The following is a 12,744-nucleotide window of genomic DNA, read 5'->3' as shown; positions in this document are numbered from 1 at the left end:
GGTGCCCACCCGCCGGTCAGCCGCCGGAACGCGTCCGGACGAGAGCCTCGACGCCGTCGAGGAGGCGGGCCAGACCGAACTCGAAGGCGCGGGCCGGGTCGGCGGCGGCCTGGTACTCCTCGCCCGCCGCGGTGCCCACCCGCGCGGCCAGCGGGAACCGGCGCGGGTCCAGCACCCGCTCCAGGTACGGGGCGTGCGCGTGCCACCACTGCTGCTCGGTCATGCCGGTGCGCTGGGCGGCCTGGGCGACCTCCACGGCCCCGCGTACCGCGCCGTGCACGTAGTTGTCGACGAGGGTGACCACCGCGTCCATCTCCAGGTCGGTCAGGCCGATGCCGTCGACGGCGCGCAGCTCGTACTCGTACCTGGCGATCACGTTGGGGCCCAGCGGCGGGCGGGTGGTGGCCACCTGGAGCAGCCACGGGTGGCGCAGGTAGAGCGCCCGGTTCTCCCGGGCGACCAGCTCGAGGCGGCCCCGCCAGCCACCGGGCACGTCGTCGGGGCGGGCGGTCTCGCCGTAGACGGTGTCGAGCATGACGTCGAGCAGTTCGCCCTTGCCGGGCACGTGCGTGTAGAGGCTCATGGTGCCCACCCCGAGCCGCTCGGCGACGCGGCGCATGGACAGCGCGGCCAGGCCCTCGGCGTCGGCGACCTCGATGGCCGCCCGCACTATCCGGTCCACGGTGAGGTCGCCGCCCTTGCGGCTGGGCTTGTCCCGGGTACGCCAGAGCAGCGCGAGGCTGCGGGCGGGGTCGCCGGTGCCGCTGTACTCCGTGGTCACATCCCGGGACCCTACCGCCGGTCCCGGTCCCCGCCACGGGGCCCGGGCGCCAGGCCGGTGTCGGCGATCCGCTCGCGCAGCGGGCGGCGGCGCAGCGCGGCGAGGACCGCGTACAGCTCGTCGGCCAGGGGTACGGGCAGTTCGGCGTCGAGCTGCCGCATGGCGGTGGTGGTGGCCGACCATTCGGCCTCGATGACGGGCCGCAGCGCGTGCGCGCGATCGGTGAGGGTGACGATGCGCTGCCGGGCGTCGGTGCCGGGGGCGAGGGTGACCAGGCCGGCGCGGCTCATCTGGGCGACGGTCTGGCTGGCCCCCGAGTGGGTGACGCCGACCCGGGCGGCGAGGTCGCGGATGGGCAGCGGACCGTCGGCGAGCAGCACCCGCACCATTGGCGAGAAGCGCGGCCGGTAGTCGGCCAGGTCCAGGTCGGCGTAGACGGTGGCGACATCGCCGTCGAGGAGTTCCAGGACGTGGCGCAGCAGGGTGCCCAGCGCCTCGCGGTCGGGGGTGGCGGTCACGTCCGCTAATGTAACAGCGCTGTCGTATCTGGCGTGTGGGAGGGAACCCGATGCATCCACCGATCGAGCCGTACGCGCAGGGCCGCCTCGACGTCGGCGACGGCCAGCGGATCCACTGGGAGACCTGCGGCAACCCCGACGGGCGCCCGGCCCTGGTGGTGCACGGCGGCCCCGGCTCCGGCGCCACCCCGTCCTGGCGGCGGCTGTTCGACCCGGCCGCCTACCGGATCGTCCTGTTCGACCAGCGCGGCTGCGGCCGCAGCACCCCGCACGCCAGCGACCCGGCCGTGGACCTGTCGGTCAACACCACCGCCCACCTGCTCGCCGACATGGAGCGGCTGCGCGAGCACCTGGGCATCGACCGGTGGCTGCTCTGCGGCGCCTCCTGGGGGTCGTCGCTGTCCCTGGCGTACGCCCAGCGGCACCCGCAGCGCGTCGCCGCGCTGGTGCTGTTCAGCGTGGTCGCCAACACCCGCCGGGAGATCGACTGGGTGACCCGGGACATGGGGCGGGTCTTCCCGCAGGAGTGGGCCCGGTTCCGCGCCGGCGTGCCCGAGGCCGACCGGGACGGCGACCTGTCCGCCGCGTACGCCCGGCTGGTCAACGACCCCGACCCGCGGGTCCGCGAGCGGGCCGAGCGGGACTGGTGCGACTGGGAGGACGTGCACGTCTCCCTCGCCGGCGGATTCAAGCCCAGCCCCCGCTACGCCGACCCGGTGTTCCGGGCGGCCTTCGTCCGGATCGTCACCCACTACTTCAGCAACCTGGCGTTCCTGCCCGACCGGCAGTTGCTGCGCGACGCCGGCAAGCTCGCCGGCATCCCCGGCGTGCTGGTGCAGGGCCGCCTGGACGTCAGCGGGCCGCCGGACATCGCCTGGCAGCTCACCCGGGACTGGCCCGACGCCCGGCTGGAGATCGTCGAGTCCGGCGGTCACGGCAGCGGCCACGGGGTGGGCGAGCGGGTGGTCGCGGCGCTGGACGCCTTCGCCCGCGCCTGAGCCCGGCACGGGCGGGCCGGTCAGCCGGCGGCGAGCAGGGCGCGCACCGGGGCGGCCTTCGCCGCCGCCTCGGCCACCTCGGCGGCCGGGTCGCTGCCCCAGGTGATGCCGCCGCCGGCCCACAGGTGCAGCCGCTCGGCGTCGGCCGCCGCGGTGCGGATGGTCAGCCCCAGGTCGATCCGGCCGGGCCCGACCCAGCCCAGGGCGCCCATGCCGGCGCCCCGGCCCACCGGCTCCAGGGCCGCGATCTGCGCCAGCGCGGCGAGTTTCGGCGCGCCGGTCACCGACCCGCCGGGGCAGACCGCGCGCAGCAGCGCCGCCAGGCCCAACCCGTCGGCGGGCGCCGCGGACACCGTCGACTCGGCCTGCCACAGGTCGCACCAGCGGCGTACGGCGAACAGGTCGTCGACGCGAACCGAGCCGGTGCGGGCCACCCGGGCCAGGTCGTTGCGTTCCAGGTCGACGATCATCACGTGCTCGGCGCGTTCCTTGGCGGAGGCGAGCAGCTCGCGCCGACCGGCGGCGGTGGCCGGCCGGGTGCCCTTGATCGGGCGGGTGACCAGGCGCCCGCCCTCGAGGGCGATCAGCGTCTCCGGGGAGGCGCAGCCGACGGCCCAGCCGAGGCCGGCGAGGGTGCCGCCGTAGCGGGCGCCGGGCAGGGCGGCCAGCCGGGCGAGGGCGGGCAGCGGGTCCCCGGCATACGGGGCGGCGGCGTGGCCGACGAGGTTGACCTGGTAGACGTCGCCACGGCCGATCGCGGCGCGGACCGCCGCGACCGCGTCGGCGTGCTGCCGAGGGGTCCAGCTGTCCCGCCAGTCCCCCAGCCACCAGCCGGCGGCCGGTCGGGCGGCGGGTGGGACGACCGGCCCGCGGGCGTGCTGGTGCACGACCACCACCAGGTCCGGCAGCGCCGGCACGGGAGTGGACGCGCCGGTCGGGCCGCCGGCGGTGTGCGCCCCGGCGGCGGCGGACAGGTAGAGCGCGGCGCCGCAGACGCCCTCCGACTGGTGGGCGGCCGGTCGGGCCAGGTCGTGCAGGGCGATGCCGTGGGCGGCGAGGAACTCCTGCGCGAGGTCGGCCGGGTCGCCGCCGTCGGCGAGCCGCCACTCCAGCCGGGCCCGTTCGACGAGTCGTCCCCGGCAGCCGGGCGGGGCGCCGGGGACGACCGTCATCCCGCGTGAAAGCGCTTCCACACCGTCCGGTCCGTTTCCACTCATCCGTTCAGCCGATTCTGGGGGAACAAGCCGGATCCTTGCTCGATAGCGCGCACTTCGACTTGGTACTGTGCGTCACTGGTCATGTGAACCATGACACAGTGCCCCCACAGTCCGGAGAACCCGATGTGCCAGCACCAACCCACCTGCCCCTCTGCTGACGCGACCGACCGAGAAGCCGCCCGAGTCCTCGCCTGCTTCCCTGAGCAGGGCTGGAGCCTGCTCTGCAACGGAGTGATCATCTTCGAGGACACCGGCGAACTGCTTCCCGACGGCAGCAGCATCGCCCCGCACCGCGGCCCCGCCCGACACGCCCTCGTCGCCTGATCTCACCACGCTGCGTGACCGCAGCGTGCGCCGTCGACCCAGGCTAGCCCGCCGCCGCCGGGCCACCCTCCCCAGGTCGACGCCCCGCCGGGGCGGCCCCACGACCGCCCCGGCTGACGCCGATCAGCTCTCGAACGCCTCCGGCGCCGGGCACGAGCAGACCAGGTTCCGGTCGCCGTACGCCCCGTCGATCCGCCGCACCGGCGGCCAGTACTTCCCCGCCCGGTCCACCCCGGCCGGGTACGCCCCCACCGACCGCGGATACGGGTGCGGCCACTCGTCGCCCGAGACCATCGCCGCGGTGTGCGGGGCGTTGGACAGCGGATTGTCCCCCGCCGGCCACTCCCCCGACCCCACCTTGTCGATCTCCGCCCGGATCGCGATCATCGCGTCGCAGAACCGGTCCAGCTCGGCCAGGTCCTCGCTCTCGGTCGGCTCCACCATCAGCGTCCCGGCCACCGGGAACGACATCGTCGGCGCGTGGAAGCCGTAGTCGATCAGCCGCTTCGCCACGTCGTCGACGCTCACCCCGGTCGCCTTGCTCAGCGGCCGCAGGTCCAGGATGCACTCGTGGGCCACCAGGCCCTTGTTGCCCGCGTACAGCACCGGGAAGTGCTGCCGCAGCCGCGCCGCCACGTAGTTCGCCGCGAGCACCGCCACCCCGGTGGCCCGGGTCAGCCCCGGCGCGCCCATCATCCGCAGGTACGCCCACGGGATCGGCAGGATCCCCGCCGACCCGTACCGGGCGGCCGCGATCGCCGGCCGGCCGTCCTCGTGCGCCCCGGCCGGGTCGCCCGGCAGGAACGGCGCCAGGTGCGCGCGCACCGCCACCGGGCCCACGCCCGGGCCGCCGCCGCCGTGCGGGATACAGAACGTCTTGTGCAGGTTCAGGTGCGACACGTCCGCCCCGAACCGGCCCGGCTTGGCGAACCCGACCAGCGCGTTGAGGTTCGCCCCGTCGACGTACACCTGGCCGCCGGCGTCGTGCACCTTCGCGCACAGCTGCGCGATGCCGGTCTCGTACACGCCGTGCGTCGACGGGTACGTCACCATGATCGCGGCGAGGGCGTCCCGGTGCTTGTCGATCTTCGCGTCCAGGTCGACCAGGTCGACGTTGCCGTCCGCGTCGCAGGCCACCACGACCACCCGCATGCCGGCCATCACCGCCGACGCCGCGTTGGTGCCGTGCGCCGACGACGGGATCAGGCACACGTCCCGGTGCCCCTCACCCCGGGACCGGTGGTACGCCCGGATCGCCAGCAGCCCGGCCAGCTCCCCCTGCGACCCGGCGTTGGGCTGCACGCTGACCGCGTCGTAGCCGGTCACCTCCGCCAGCCAGTCCTCCAGCTGCCCGATCAGCTCCCGGTACCCGGCGGTCTGCGAGTCGGGGGCGAACGGGTGCAGGTGGGCGAACTCCGGCCAGGTGATCGCCTCCATCTCGGTGGTGGCGTTCAGCTTCATCGTGCACGACCCCAGCGGGATCATGCCCCGGTCCAGGGCGTAGTCGAAGTCGGCCAGCCGGCGCAGGTAGCGCAGCATCGCCGTCTCCGAGTGGTGGGTGCGGAACACCGGGTGGGTGAGGAAGTCCGACGTGCGACAAAGCCCGTCCGGCAGCGCGGCGGCCACCTCACCGGTGGCCGGGGCAACCCCGAACGCCGCCCACACCGCCTCCAGGTGCGCCACGGTGGTGGTCTCGTCGCAGGAGACGCCCACCCGGTCGGCGTCGACCAGCCGCAGGTTGACGTTCCGCTCGGCGGCGGCCGCCACCACCTGCGCCGCCCGCCCCGGCACGGTCGCCGTCACGGTGTCGAAGAACGCGACGTCGGCCACCTCGACCCCGCCGGCGCGCAGGCCGGCCGCCAGCCGCGCCGCCCGGTCATGGGTACGCCGGGCGATCTCCCGCAGCCCGTCCGGGCCGTGGTAGACGGCGTACATGCCGGCCATCACCGCCAGCAGCACCTGCGCGGTGCAGATGTTGCTGGTCGCCTTCTCCCGCCGGATGTGCTGCTCACGGGTCTGCAACGCCAGCCGGTACGCCGGGTTGCCGTCGGCGTCCCGGGACACCCCGACCAGCCGGCCGGGCAGCATCCGCTCCAGCCCCGACCGGACCGCCAGGTAGCCGGCGTGCGGCCCGCCGAAGCCCATCGGCACACCGAACCGCTGGGTGGTGCCGGCGGCGATGTCGGCGCCGACCTCGCCCGGCGGGCGCAGCAGCGTCAACGCCAGCAGATCCGCGGCGACGGTCACCAGCGCCCCGGCGGCGTGGGCGGCCCCGACCAGCCCGGCGTGGTCCCGGACCGCCCCGGAAGCCCCCGGGTACTGCAGGTGCAGGCCGAAGAACTCGGCCGGCAGCTCGTCGCGGTCGACGTCGAGCACCCGCACCTCGATGCCCAGCGGCTCGGCCCGCCCGGCGATCACCGCGATGGTCTGCGGCAGGGTGTCCGCGTCGACCACGTACACCGGGCTCTTGGTCCGCGACGCGCGGCGGGCGAGGGTCATCGCCTCGGCCGCGGCGGTCCCCTCGTCGAGCATGGACGCGTTCGCGGTGGCCAGCCCGGTCAGGTCGGTGACCATGGTCTGGAAGTTCAGCAGCGCCTCCAGCCGCCCCTGGCTGATCTCCGGCTGGTACGGCGTGTACGCCGTGTACCAGGCCGGGTTCTCCAGGACGTTGCGGCGGATCACACCGGGGGTGTGGGTGCCGTGGTAGCCCAGGCCGATCATCGACACGGCCACGGTGTTGCGGGCGGCCAGGGCGCGCAGCTCAGCGATGGCCTCCCGCTCGCTCGCCGGCGCCGGCAGGTCCAGGGTGCCGTGCCAGCGGATCACCTCGGGGATCGCCGCGTCCATCAGCTCGTCGATGGAGCTGTAGCCGACGGCCTCCAGCATCCGGCGCTCGTCGCCGGGGTCGGGGCCGATGTGCCGGTCGGCGAACTGCTCTGCGGTCATGCGCTGCGCTCCTTGCGGGGGCGAGGTCGACGGGTCGGCCTCCCCCTGAGTCGCGCTGACGCGCTCCACAGTGCCTGCCCACGCGGTCCTTTTGCCTGAGAGGTTCCGGGGAGGAATCTGCCCCTTCGGCGCCGTCCGGGGTGTTTCCGGGCGGTCTCTCCCGCGTGGGTGGTACCGGCATGGTCAACGCTACCAGCGACCGGGTCACCGGCTCATGTCGTACCCCGCCGCCCCGCTACCCGGCGGCGGCCGGCACCGCCACCGGCGCGACCGGGGTGGCGGTCCGGTCGGCCAGGGCGGTGAGCGCCTGCCCCAGCGGCGCGTCCAGCGTCAGGGTGGCGTGCCCGTCCCCCCGGGTCGGCCCCTGGTTGACGATGGCCACCGGGATGCCGAGCTTCGCGGCGCGGATCACGAACCGGCGCCCCGACATGACGGTCAGGGACGAGCCGAGCACCAGCAGCGCCCGGGCCCGCTCGACCCGGGCGAAACAGTCCGCGACCCGGGGCGCGGGCACCGTCTCGCCGAAGAACACCACGTCGGGTTTGAGCATCCCGGTGCCGCAGATGCCGCAGTCGACCGTCCGGAACCGGGCCACCGCCTCGTCGGGCAGGTCGACGTCGCCGTCGGGGTTGACGTGCGCGACGTGCGCGTCGAAGCCCGGGTTGGCCTCCCGCAGCCGCCGGTCCAGCTCCTCCCGCGAGGTGAGGTTGCCGCAGTCCAGGCAGGTCACCTCGTCGAGGCGGCCATGCAGTTCGATCACCCCGGTGGCGCCGGCGGCGGTGTGCAGGCCGTCGACGTTCTGGGTGATGATCCCGGCGACCAGGCCGGCGTGCTGCAGCCGGGCCACCGCCCGGTGCCCGTCGTTCGGTGCGGCCCGGCCGATCAGTCGCCAGCCCAGGTGGCTGCGCGCCCAGTAGCGCCGCCGCGCGTCCGGGTCGCGGGTGAACGCCTGGTAGGTCATCGGGGTGTGCCGGCGGGCCGCGCCGCTGGGCCCCCGGTAGTCCGGGATGCCGGACTCGGTGGACAGGCCGGCGCCGCTGAGCACCACGACGTCCCCGGCGGCCACCAGCCGGGTCAACGCGTCGAACGTCTCCGTCACCCGTCCATGCTGCCTCACCTCCGCGGCGGCGGCGACCGGCCGCCGGTGACCACCCTCACCCGCCGGATCATCGGCCGGGACGGGCGGGTGTGCGCGCGCCCGTCCCAGCGGCCCACCACGGCGACTACGTTGAGGGCATGCGCGTCGTCATCGCCGGAGGCCACGGCAAGATCGCCAAGCTGCTGGAACGGGAACTCGCCGGGCGCGGCGACACCGCGGTCGGGCTGATCCGCAACCCGGCCCACGCGGCGGCGCTGCGCGCCGCCGGCGCCGAGCCGGTCGTGTGCGACCTGGAACACAGCGACGTCGACACCGTCGCCGAGCAGGTGGCCGGCGCCGACGCGGTGGTGTTCGCCGCCGGGGCCGGGCCGGGCAGCGGCGCCGCCCGCAAGGACACCGTCGACCGGGCCGCCGCGGTGCTGCTCGCCGACGCCGCACAGCGCGCCGGGGTGCGCCGCTACCTGCTGGTCTCCTCCATGGGCGTCGACGCGCCACCCGCCCCGGGCACCGACGAGGTGTGGGCGGCGTACCTGCGGGCGAAGAAGGCCGCCGAGCAGGAGGTGACCGGCCGGGACCTGGCCGTGACGGTGCTGCGCCCCGGCCGGCTCACCGACGACGAACCCGTCGGCCGGATCACCCTGGCCGGGCACGTGCCGCCGGGCCCGGTCACCCGCGCCGACGTCGCCCGGGTGCTGCTCGCCCTGCTCTACGCCCCGGACACGGCCGGGCTGACCCTGGAACTGGTCGGCGGGGAGACCCCGATCGCCGACGCCGTCCGCGCCGCCGCGCCCTGACCGCACAGCCCGGGGGCCGGCCCGCCGCGCCGGCGGGCCGGCCCGGCGTCAGTGCTGGTGGCGGGGCAACGCCGCCTGCGGCTGCCCACCCCCGACCGGGGTGGCCTCGCGGGCGATGCGCTCCATCGTGCGGGCCAACTGCTCGCTGCCGTCGTCGAGGTGCCGCGCCGCCGCCTGCATGTGCGAGATCATCATGTCACCGAAGATCCGCAACGCCTCCCGGGTGGCCACCGAGTCGTCGAAGTTCGGGCCGGCCGTGCTGCGGTACTCCGACACCGCCCGCTCGGCCTCCTGCTTCGCCTCCTCCGCCGCCGCCCGCATGTAGCTCTCGTACTGCATCTGGGCGTACTCGGCGACCCGGCGGGCATAGTCGTGCGCCTGCGCGATGATCTGCTCCGCCTCCCGCTGCGCCGCCGACAGCAGGTTGACCTCCTTGGCCGCCGGCAGCGCCCCCGCCGGGTCGGTGCTCGGGATCACCCCGTGCCGGTGCAGCTCCAGATGGTCGTTGAGCCGCTCGTTCTCCGCCCGCAGGTTCGCGATCTGCGTGGCCAGCAGATCCATCTCGTCGGCCACCTGCATGCGGAACCGGTCCACGTCGGCATGGTCGTAGCCACGGCGGGTGAACGACGCCGAGTCGAACTCCCACCGGCGCACCCGGTCCGCCGTCAGGCGCACCTGCACCCCACCGGAGAACTGTCCGCTCTCGTACCTGCTGATCGGGGTCGCGCTCACCGGACACCTCCGGATTGGTCAGGGGCGGTCTCCGCCCGCCACATCGGCCCGTACCAGTGCTTGCCGAACCCCTCGTGGTGCACCTGACCGGGGTGGTAGCCCGCCTGGGTCAGCGCCGCCACCGAGTGGCTCACCATCTCATCCGAACCACACACGTACACGTGCCGGGACCGCCAGTCACCGTCGGCCAGCGCCCGGTCCGCCACGTGCACCAGCTCACCCGGCCGGCGCGGATCCATGCCCACCACGTAGTTCACCGTCAACCACGGGTACGAGGCGGCCAGCTTGTCCATCGCGTCGGTGTCGTAGAACTCCGCCCGGGAGCGGGAACCCACGTACAGGTCCACCCGGCGGCCCGATCCCTCCGCCGCGACCTGCTCGACGAGGGCCTTCACCGGCGCCCAGCCGGTGCCGCCCGCCAACAGCAGCAGGTCGGAGGTGCCGGCCTGCCACAACGTCAACCGGTCACCCACCGGCGAGGCCAGGTGGACCTGGTCACCCACCGCGCACCCGTACACCAGCCGCGACGACACCACACCACCCGGCGCCGCCCGTACGTGCAGCTCCAGCGTGCCGTCCGGGCGGGGGGCGTTCGCCGGCGAGTAGTACCGCCAGGACCGCACCGCCGGATGCGACACCCCGATCGACTGCCCCGGCGTGAACGGCAGCAGGTACTGCGGACGCACCGTCAACACCGCCACGTCGAAGGTCCGCCGCTCGTGGGCGAGGATCTCACCCACCCACCACGGCGGAGACGTCGACTCGGCGGCCTCCGCCGCCTCGATCATCACCTTCGACACCAGCCCGTACGCGGCCGTCCAGTCGGCGGCCAGCTCGTCGGTCCACACCTCACCGAGGAAGTGCCGCAACGTGGCCACCAGCGCCTCACCGACCGCCGGATAGTGTTCGGCGCGCACCGCGAACTTGCGGTGATCCGCGCCCAGCTCCTGCAGGAACCCGACGAGGCGGTCCACCTGGTCCACATGGGACACGATGTGCCCCAGCGCGGACACCAGGCGGTCCCGCTGCCCGGCCATGTTCGTCGGGAACATCTGCCGGGTCTCCGGGTACGCCAGGAACAACGTCGAGTAGAAGTAGAGCGGCACCTGGTCGCCGTGCGCGGCGACCAGGGACCAGCTCCGCTTGAGCCGTGCCGCGTCCACGCTCAGGCGTTCCCCACGGACACGACCTGGTCCTGCACCTGGCCCAGCACGACGTGCACGTCGGCGATGATGTCGCCCGGCACACCCAGCTCGGTCATCGTGGCGGTGAGGTGCTCGCCGACCTTCGCGTAGTGCGCCGGCGTGATCCCCAGCGGCTGGTGCGCCTCGGCCAGCCCGCGACCGGCGTACTCGTTGGGCCCGCCGAGCACCACCGCCAGCATCAGCGCCAGGTGCCGCCGCTGCTCCGGCATGTTCACCTCGGTGAAGTAGCCGGCCAGCTCCGGGTCGGCGAGCACCTTGTCGTAGAACAGCTCCACGGCCGCCTTCACCGCCGCGGCGCCGCCGATGCGCTCGTAATGGGAGACGGGAGTGGTCTCTTCGGTCACCGTCATGGTTGGTTCCTTCCGGAAGGGGGGGTCACGCGGGTAGCGCCGCGGAGAGGGGGCAACCGGCAGCCCACGCGAGTCGCGCCGGCTCCACCGAACGTCCACGCGCAAGCGACCGTGTCGGACCATAGCGTGCCCGCCGAAACGGTTCACCCCTGCCCTATCCGATTCCCGACAACCGTCAATTACGGACAGTCGGCATCGGCCATGCCAGCGCTCGCACCTCGCGACAACACCGCGACGCTGCGTGGACGGCACGCCGCCGTCGCACCCTCGACAGTCCCTTACGGACAGCCCCGGCGACCATCGGCCCGGCAGGGCGTCTCTGCAGGTGACGGCCCTACCGCACCCGACCGGCGGGCCGGGCGGCGCCGCCGGCCACCCGCAAGTCGACACCCGCACCGGCGGCGAACACGCCCAGTGACCAAAAAAGAGGACCACACCATGCTTATCTGGGCGTGGCGCGGTCCCCGCAAACTCCGACAGGCCAGTCAGCCCGCCCGACGACGCGCACGCCGCGCCGCCAACTCGTCACCCCCCCCCGGCTCCGCCGGCTTCTCCGGCGGCGCCACCGGCTCCTGCCCACCCACCGGCTCCGCCGGCAGCTGCGACAGCGAACCCTGGATCTCCTTGAACGCGCCACCGATCGCGATGCCGAACACCCCCTGGCCGCCCTGCAACAGGTCGACCACCTCCTCCGGCGACCGGCACTCGTACACCGACGTCCCGTCCGAGATCAACGTGATGCCCGCCAGGTCCTCCACCCCGCGCGACCGCAACGCCTCGATCGCCTTCCGGATGTTCTGCAACGACACCCCGGCGTCCAGCAGCCGCTTCACGACCTTCAACACCACCAGGTCGCGGAAGGAGTACAACCGGGACGTCCCCGACCCCGACGCGTCCCGCACACTCGGCACCACCAGCGCCGTGCGGGCCCAGTAGTCCAACTGCCGGTAGCTGATGCCCACCGCCGAACAAGCGGTCACACCCCGGTAGCCCACATCGCCGTCACCGCCCGGCTGCTGCTGTTCCGTACCTGGATCAGGATCTCGCGGCTCGTGCATCCGGACAACCTCCCCGCCCGTGCGGTGCCCCGTCGTCTCCCCGTACGCGCACCCCTCGACAACCGCAACCCTATAGCGGCCCCCAGGACCTACCACGCAGGAACGACCACGACACGCCGCGCAGCCCCAGGAAGATCACCAAAACGCGGCCCACCGTCACCCACCGTGACGGCGACCCGCGTCCACGCCGAGCCCGAACCCGGCCACCACTCAGCCCGCGAAGTCCTCCGGCCGCACCTGCTCCAGGAACTCCCGGAACTTCTCCACCTCGTCCTCCTGCTCGTCCGGGATCACGATCCCCGCCTCACTGAGGACCTGCTCCGCACAACGAATCGGAGCCCCGACCCGCAACGCCAACGCGATGGAATCGCTTGGCCGCGCCGACACGCGCACCCCGTCACCGATCAACAGATCGGCGTAGAAGACGTTCTCCTTGAGCTCGGTGATCTCCACCGCCCGCAACGGCGCCTGCAACGCCGCCAACACGTCCCGCAGCAGATCATGCGTCAACGGCCGGGCCGGCTTGACCCCCTGCTGCTCGTAAGCGATCGCCGTCGCCTCGACCGCGCCGATCCAGATCGGCAGATAGCGGTCCCCCTCGACCTCCCGCAGCAGGACGATCGGCTGGTTGCTGGGCAACTCCACCCGAACTCCGACCACGCTCAGCTCGCGCACCGCCCGCCTCCGTGTCGTCGTCGCCTACGCACCGCGCCCCTCCCTGC

At 73.9% G+C, this 12,744-nt stretch carries 13 protein-coding genes and 1 riboswitch; of the genes, 3 read left to right on the top strand and 10 right to left on the bottom strand.

Features of this window, described 5'->3' with window-relative positions:
- Positions 1-16 precede the first annotated feature (16 nt).
- Positions 17-781, bottom strand: coding sequence for a TetR/AcrR family transcriptional regulator (locus tag Q2K19_RS27710; RefSeq protein ID WP_302765060.1), 765 nt, complete (start codon positions 779-781; stop codon positions 17-19).
- An 11-nt stretch (positions 782-792) separates the two neighbouring features.
- The gene (locus Q2K19_RS27705) at positions 793-1,299 is read right to left on the bottom strand and encodes a MarR family winged helix-turn-helix transcriptional regulator (protein ID WP_302765059.1); all 507 of its coding nucleotides are present in this window, start codon (positions 1,297-1,299) and stop codon (positions 793-795) included.
- 50 nt (positions 1,300-1,349) lie between these two features.
- Between Q2K19_RS27705 and pip the strand changes: the two genes are divergently transcribed.
- On the top strand, positions 1,350-2,297 hold the full coding sequence (gene pip, locus Q2K19_RS27700; RefSeq protein ID WP_302765058.1) for a prolyl aminopeptidase: 948 nt from the start codon (positions 1,350-1,352) through the stop codon (positions 2,295-2,297).
- 20 nt (positions 2,298-2,317) lie between these two features.
- On the opposite strand, the gene Q2K19_RS27695 is transcribed toward pip, so the two are convergent.
- Complete coding sequence (locus Q2K19_RS27695; protein WP_302765057.1) at positions 2,318-3,514, bottom strand: chorismate-binding protein; 1,197 nt, start codon at positions 3,512-3,514, stop codon at positions 2,318-2,320.
- A 123-nt stretch (positions 3,515-3,637) separates the two neighbouring features.
- Between Q2K19_RS27695 and Q2K19_RS27690 the strand changes: the two genes are divergently transcribed.
- Complete coding sequence (locus tag Q2K19_RS27690) at positions 3,638-3,838, top strand: DUF5999 family protein (protein WP_302765056.1); 201 nt, start codon at positions 3,638-3,640, stop codon at positions 3,836-3,838.
- A gap of 123 nt (positions 3,839-3,961) precedes the next feature.
- On the opposite strand, the gene gcvP is transcribed toward Q2K19_RS27690, so the two are convergent.
- Together gcvP and Q2K19_RS27680 are read right to left on the bottom strand one after the other, a co-directional pair.
- Positions 3,962-6,784, bottom strand: coding sequence for an aminomethyl-transferring glycine dehydrogenase (gene gcvP / locus Q2K19_RS27685; protein WP_302765055.1), 2,823 nt, complete (start codon positions 6,782-6,784; stop codon positions 3,962-3,964).
- Positions 6,785-6,857: 73 nt separating this feature from the next.
- A riboswitch (glycine riboswitch) is annotated at positions 6,858-6,957 on the bottom strand.
- Positions 6,958-7,019: 62 nt separating this feature from the next.
- Positions 7,020-7,883 carry an NAD-dependent protein deacetylase gene (locus tag Q2K19_RS27680; protein WP_302765054.1) on the bottom strand — a complete coding sequence of 288 codons (864 nt, stop codon included), beginning with the start codon at positions 7,881-7,883 and terminating at the stop codon, positions 7,020-7,022.
- Positions 7,884-8,020: 137 nt separating this feature from the next.
- Between Q2K19_RS27680 and Q2K19_RS27675 the strand changes: the two genes are divergently transcribed.
- Entirely contained in the window at positions 8,021-8,677 is a 657-nt protein-coding gene (locus Q2K19_RS27675) for an NAD(P)H-binding protein (RefSeq protein WP_302765053.1), read from the top strand.
- 48 nt (positions 8,678-8,725) lie between these two features.
- Here the strand turns inward: Q2K19_RS27675 and Q2K19_RS27670 are convergent, their stop codons facing one another.
- The 5 genes from Q2K19_RS27670 to Q2K19_RS27650 all read right to left on the bottom strand — a co-directional run bounded on the left by Q2K19_RS27670 (position 8,726) and on the right by Q2K19_RS27650 (position 12,697).
- On the bottom strand, positions 8,726-9,409 hold the full coding sequence (locus Q2K19_RS27670; protein ID WP_302765052.1) for a DivIVA domain-containing protein: 684 nt from the start codon (positions 9,407-9,409) through the stop codon (positions 8,726-8,728).
- Positions 9,406-10,572, bottom strand: a complete 1,167-nt coding sequence (locus Q2K19_RS27665; RefSeq protein ID WP_302765051.1) for a globin domain-containing protein — start codon at positions 10,570-10,572, stop codon at positions 9,406-9,408. The genes Q2K19_RS27670 and Q2K19_RS27665 overlap by 4 nt, the downstream gene beginning before the upstream one ends.
- Before the next feature lie 2 nt (positions 10,573-10,574).
- Complete coding sequence (locus Q2K19_RS27660; protein WP_302765050.1) at positions 10,575-10,964, bottom strand: group I truncated hemoglobin; 390 nt, start codon at positions 10,962-10,964, stop codon at positions 10,575-10,577.
- A gap of 485 nt (positions 10,965-11,449) precedes the next feature.
- Positions 11,450-12,022, bottom strand: coding sequence for a MerR family transcriptional regulator (locus Q2K19_RS27655; RefSeq protein WP_302765049.1), 573 nt, complete (start codon positions 12,020-12,022; stop codon positions 11,450-11,452).
- A gap of 210 nt (positions 12,023-12,232) precedes the next feature.
- On the bottom strand, positions 12,233-12,697 hold the full coding sequence (locus Q2K19_RS27650) for a bifunctional nuclease family protein (RefSeq protein ID WP_073833177.1): 465 nt from the start codon (positions 12,695-12,697) through the stop codon (positions 12,233-12,235).
- Positions 12,698-12,744 lie beyond the last annotated feature (47 nt).

The sequence above is a fragment of the Micromonospora sp. NBRC 110009 genome (genome assembly GCF_030518795.1).
Taxonomy (GTDB): domain Bacteria; phylum Actinomycetota; class Actinomycetes; order Mycobacteriales; family Micromonosporaceae; genus Micromonospora.
The sequence above is the reverse complement of the archived record's forward strand: the minus strand, read 5'-3'. Positions and strand labels throughout refer to the sequence as shown.

Coding starts and splice junctions, on each gene's coding strand:
- pip (WP_302765058.1), top strand. CDS start 1,350: ATGCATCCACCGATCGAGCCGTACGCGCAGGGCCGCCTCGACGTCGGC.
- Q2K19_RS27695 (WP_302765057.1), bottom strand. CDS start 3,514: ATGAGTGGAAACGGACCGGACGGTGTGGAAGCGCTTTCACGCGGGATG.
- Q2K19_RS27690 (WP_302765056.1), top strand. CDS start 3,638: ATGTGCCAGCACCAACCCACCTGCCCCTCTGCTGACGCGACCGACCGA.
- gcvP (WP_302765055.1), bottom strand. CDS start 6,784: ATGACCGCAGAGCAGTTCGCCGACCGGCACATCGGCCCCGACCCCGGC.
- Q2K19_RS27675 (WP_302765053.1), top strand. CDS start 8,021: ATGCGCGTCGTCATCGCCGGAGGCCACGGCAAGATCGCCAAGCTGCTG.
- Q2K19_RS27660 (WP_302765050.1), bottom strand. CDS start 10,964: ATGACGGTGACCGAAGAGACCACTCCCGTCTCCCATTACGAGCGCATC.
- Q2K19_RS27655 (WP_302765049.1), bottom strand. CDS start 12,022: ATGCACGAGCCGCGAGATCCTGATCCAGGTACGGAACAGCAGCAGCCG.